We start from the raw sequence: 3833 nt of genomic DNA, 5'->3' as shown, positions 1-3833 counted from the left end.
GGCCGGGCCGACCCTCTACGGCCGGCCGCCGGTCCGGGCACCCTGCGAGCCTGGCCGCCGCAGCGTCGAGGCGGCCGGGCAGTGGCTCGCGGGAGCCGGAGTTCTTCATCGAGCCGTTCATCACTCGAACACACGCCTGATGCGGTGCGGGCATCTGGCGCGTGCAAAAGATATTGCTTGGAGGATCGGCGCGAGTCAATCCCTCGAGTGTGTTCACTTCATAAAGGCAGCCGGATTCTTCGGCTGTGCCAATGGTTGTACCGACATCTGCGGCGACATCTGTGGCGATGGCGGCGCCGGTGGCTGTGGCGATGTCGACACCGGCGGCGGTGTTGTCGGCGGCGCTGCCGACGGTGTTGTTCGCGGTGTGATCGCTTTGTCGATCTGGCGGCTGTCCCCTATATGGGAGACCCCGGGGGAGAGGTCCGGTCCCCCGGCGGGACACCTCCCGTGCGCCCGGCGCGCGCGGTGCGCACCGCTGTCGGACCCGAGATTCCCGTTCCTGCTGACGGACGGCCGGTCGTGCACCATCATTGATGCCTAGCCGTGATCGCCCGAGCGGCCCCTGGTGCATCGTCAGTTGACGTCGCACGGTACGGTGGCACAACACCATGGGCGGTTGCGCGAAGGCCGTCCGTCACGGATAGTCTTCGCCTCACGGCCCTGGCGCCTCGTAGGGGTGGGAAAACTGATGGAACACATGCAAGTGCGGACTCGGCCCCGCGTGCCGGCGATCCAGTGCGGTGTCGGCACGACCGGCCGCCGGATCGAGCGACACCTGGCCGTGCTCGGCGCGCCCGCACTCCCGGCGGTGGACACCGCCGAGGCGCTCGGGCTGATAAGGGAGCTGACGCCTCGCGGCGCCGACGCCCCGGTGACGTCCTCCCGTCGTCGCCACACCCGGGTCTCGCTGCTGGCGCCCCTGCGCCGGCTGCGGCGCAGCCTGTTCGGCGGTCGCGGCTAGGGCCTCCCGCTGCGTCGGCTGCGGCGCAGCCGGTCAGGCGGTCGCGGCCTCGGGCCTCCCGACCCGGTGGACCACCCGGTCCGCCGGGTCTTCGGTGTGTTCGGGCACCGGGCTGCCGCTTTGGTCTGAACCTTTCACTCTATGCGAGTTCGCCGCCCCGGCGAGGGCAGTCGGCGAGGGAGTACGCCCGGCCCGCTGACCTGGGTCAGGATGGCGCCATGGCGGACAACAACCACTCCACGTCAACCGGGTCAACCGGCTCCTTCCATACCACCACCCTGGAGATCACCACCGGCAATCGTGAGGTCGCGCTCGACATCACGGACCGCTGCGCCGCGTTCCTGGACGAGCGGGCCACCGGGCGCGACGGCCTGCTCAACGTCTTCGTCCCGCACGCCACCGCCGGGATCGCCGTCCTGGAGACCGGCTCGGGCAGCGACGAGGACTTCCTCGCCACCCTGCGCGAGCTGCTCCCGGCGGACGACCGCTGGCGCCACCGGCACGGCAGCCCCGGCCACGGACGGGACCACGTGGTGCCCGGCCTGGTCGCCCCCCACGCGACCCTGCCGGTGCTCGGCGGCCAGCTGGCCCTCGGTGTCTGGCAGTCCGTGGTGCTGATCGACACCAATGGGGACAACCCGCGCCGCACCGTCCGGCTGTCCTTCCTCGGCTGACGGCCCCGCTCAGGCGCCTCGGCCCGCGTGGTCGGCGACCGCGGTGAGGTAGCGCTCGATCGCCAGGTGCTGGCAGAGCAGCGCGACCGGACGGCCCAGCCGGGCGTACCAGGCGGACAGCCGGGAGAAGGCGGCGACCTCGAACCACACCTCGCCGTCGGCGTCCATCGACACCAGGAACGACTCCTCGCCGCATTCCGGGTGCCCCGGCAGCGTTCCGTACGCGAAGCCGATCCGGTCCGGCTCCTCCACCGTCCACACCACCCGGCAGGGGATCACCAGCCGTGGCCACCGGCTGCCCGGCAGGTTCAGCCGCAGCAGCACGGTGGCCCCCTCCCGGGCCGACTCGCCCGGGAACACCGCGAAGCCGGTGCCCAGCTGGCTGCCCCAGGCCAGCACGTACCGGCCGGCCCGCTCCAGCACCTCCGCCCCTCGGCCCAGGTGCACCCGCCGCCGCAGGTGCGCGTACCCGTCCGGCAGCCGCCCGTGTCGGGTGGCCCCCACCTCGGCGTACGTGGGGGTGGTGGCCCGGGCGGCCCGCAGCCGCTGCTGAAGATCGGTGACCATGTCGGTCACGGTAGCCGCGCGGCCGGGGCCCCCGTCGGCGGTGTGAGTGACGACGCGGCGGTCTGCGAGCTGGCCCCCGACGGCTCGGCGGAGACGGCGCTGCGGCGGGACCCGGAGGCGGCCGGGCCCCGGGCGGACTGCGTGCTGTGCGGGGAGCCGACCGAACTGCCCGCCGACCAGCCGGGCAACACGCTGTGCCCGGTGTGCGCCTGGCAGCAGGCGCAGCGGGTGGCCTGTTCGGGCTGAGCGCGGGTGCCTCGGCGGGGGTTCCTCAGCGAGGGCTGTGTTCAGCGCGGGTTGTTCCAGGAGTCCTCCCTAGGCGTCCTCCCTGCCGGCCAGTGCGAGGGTCGAGCCGTGGCGGCCCTTGCGGACCAGCAGCTGGGCTGGGATGCGGCTGCGCAGGTCGGCGACGTGGCTGACGATGCCGACCGCGCGGTCCCGCTCGCGCAGGCCGTCGAGGACGTCCATCACTTCCTCCAGGGACTGCTCGTCCAGGGTGCCGAAGCCCTCGTCGATGAACAGGGTGTCCAGCGGCATGCCGCCCGCCTCGTCGGTGACCACGTCGGCCAGACCGAGGGCGAGGGAGAGGGAGGCGAAGAAGCTCTCACCACCGGAGAGCGTCGCGGTGTCCCGCTCGGTGCCCGTCCAGGCGTCGACCACCCGCAGGGCCAGGCCGGAGCGCTTGTTGCCGGTGCCCCGGTCGTCGCTGTGGACCAGGGTGTAGCGGCCGCCGGACATCCGTACCAGCCGGTCGCTGGCCGCCGCCGCGACCTGCTCCAGCCGGGCGGCCAGCACGTACGACTCCAGGCGCATCCGCAGCCGGTTCTCGGTGGAGGTGCCCGCCGCCAGCGCGGCGAGCCGGCTGATCCGCCCGTACCGCTCCAAGGCCGGAGCCAGCTCGCCGGCCAGGTCGGTCAGTGCCCGCCCGATCGAGGCCAGCGCCGCGCAGCGCTCGTCGGCCGCCGCCCGGGCGGCGTGCGCCCGGCCGAGCCGGTCGGTGGCGGCGCCGAGCGCGGCCGCGGAGGCGGGCAGGTCGACCGGCGGACGGGCCGCGGCCTCGGCCAGCTCGGGCAGCGCCAGCTCGTGCCGGACAGCGGCCGACTCCGCGCGGTGCCGCTCCAACCGGGCCTCCAGCCGCTCGCGCTCCTCGCGCGGCAGCAGCACCGCGAGCGCGGCCCCGGCATCCGGGAAGCCGGCCCCGGCGGCGGCCTTGCCCAGCTCCTCCTCGGCCTCGTCCAACCGGGCCGCCGCCTCCGCGCGGGCTCGGGCGGCGGCGGCCGTGGCCGCGACCTCCTCGGTGAGCCGGATGAGGGCCCCTGCCCGGTCGGCGACCGAGGCCGCCTCGCCCCGGGCGGCCGCCACCCGGGCGGTCAGCTCCCGCTGCTCGGCGTCGAGGGCCTGAAGCCGGTCGGTAAGGACGGCGGCGCGCTCCTTGGCCTCGTGCAACTCGTTCAGCCGACGGGTGCGGTCCTGCGACAGCCGGTCGATCTCCTGCTCGACCCGGCCGAGCGCCTCCGCCCGCTGCAGTGCCTCGCGGTGCTCGGCCTCCAGCTCGACCAGGGAGCGCGCGAGCGCGTCCGCGGTGTCCGGCCCGGCCGCGCCGGCGGCGGCCGCCTCGCGCACCCGCA

At 74.5% G+C, this 3833-nt stretch carries 5 protein-coding genes; 3 read left to right on the top strand and 2 right to left on the bottom strand.

What is annotated here, in order from left to right:
- The first annotated feature begins 691 nt into the window (after window positions 1–691).
- Window positions 692–964: a hypothetical protein gene (locus tag J0670_RS32705; RefSeq protein ID WP_207815730.1), complete on the top strand. Its 273-nt coding sequence runs from the start codon at window positions 692–694 to the stop codon at window positions 962–964.
- A gap of 218 nt (window positions 965–1182) precedes the next feature.
- A complete protein-coding gene (locus J0670_RS32700) occupies window positions 1183–1638 on the top strand; it encodes a YjbQ family protein (RefSeq protein WP_207815729.1) in 456 nt (151 codons plus the stop codon).
- 9 nt (window positions 1639–1647) lie between these two features.
- On the opposite strand, the gene J0670_RS32695 is transcribed toward J0670_RS32700, so the two are convergent.
- Window positions 1648–2205: a DUF1990 family protein gene (locus J0670_RS32695; RefSeq protein ID WP_207815727.1), complete on the bottom strand. Its 558-nt coding sequence runs from the start codon at window positions 2203–2205 to the stop codon at window positions 1648–1650.
- 42 nt (window positions 2206–2247) lie between these two features.
- Here J0670_RS32695 and J0670_RS32690 point away from each other — a divergent pair, with 42 nt between their 5' ends.
- Window positions 2248–2451, top strand: coding sequence for a hypothetical protein (locus tag J0670_RS32690; RefSeq protein WP_207815732.1), 204 nt, complete (start codon window positions 2248–2250; stop codon window positions 2449–2451).
- A 69-nt stretch (window positions 2452–2520) separates the two neighbouring features.
- Here the strand turns inward: J0670_RS32690 and J0670_RS32685 are convergent.
- On the bottom strand, window positions 2521–3833 hold a 1313-nt coding region (locus J0670_RS32685; protein WP_279383113.1), incomplete at its 5' end, for an SbcC/MukB-like Walker B domain-containing protein.

Origin of the sequence: Streptomyces sp. FH025 (assembly GCF_017427025.1) — a bacterium.
Taxonomy (GTDB): domain Bacteria; phylum Actinomycetota; class Actinomycetes; order Streptomycetales; family Streptomycetaceae; genus Kitasatospora.
The sequence above is the reverse complement of the archived record's forward strand: the minus strand, read 5'-3'. Positions and strand labels throughout refer to the sequence as shown.